The sequence below is a fragment of the Arthrobacter sp. 10T425 genome (genome assembly GCF_056393985.1).
On record NZ_JBFTGZ010000065.1, the window covers coordinates 1 to 504 of the forward strand.

Below are 504 nucleotides of genomic sequence, written 5' to 3' on the forward strand. Positions count from 1 at the left end.
GTGGCGGCCTTGCACGATGTCGATCACGTTCTCGCTCACGCGCTCGGGCTGGACCCAGTCGAGCGTGCGGGCCCGTTCGGCCAGTGCCGCCAGCACATCGAGCCGCCCCAGCCCGCCCGCCACGCGTTGCAGGGCGGAGATATGCGGCAGCAGGGCCTGGAGCAGCGCTTCGTAGAGAACCTTCTCACGCGCCAGCGCGCGGTCCTGTGCGGACAGCGCCTTGTCCTCGAAGGACTTCAGCTCTGGCGTGATGTAGCGCTCGGCGTTCTTGAGCGTCTGGCGCCGGCGGTAGTCGTCGGGCACCTTGTCCGCCTGGCCGTTCGTCACCTCTATATAGAAGCCATGCACGCGGTTGTACTCCACGCGCAGGTTGGCGATGCCCGTACGGGAGCGCTCGCGTGCCTCGAGGTCGATCAGGAACTGGCCGCAGTTCTCGGAAATGTCTCGTAGTTCGTCCAGATCGGCATCGTAGCCGCGCGCAATCACGCCGCCGTCGCGCAGCAC

At 66.9% G+C, this 504-nt stretch carries 1 protein-coding gene; it reads right to left on the reverse strand.

Annotated elements, in window-relative coordinates; translation table 11 throughout:
- Positions 1-504 (reverse strand): hypothetical protein (locus tag AC1DDH_RS20535; protein ID WP_476956221.1); only part of this gene is annotated, 504 nt, incomplete at both ends.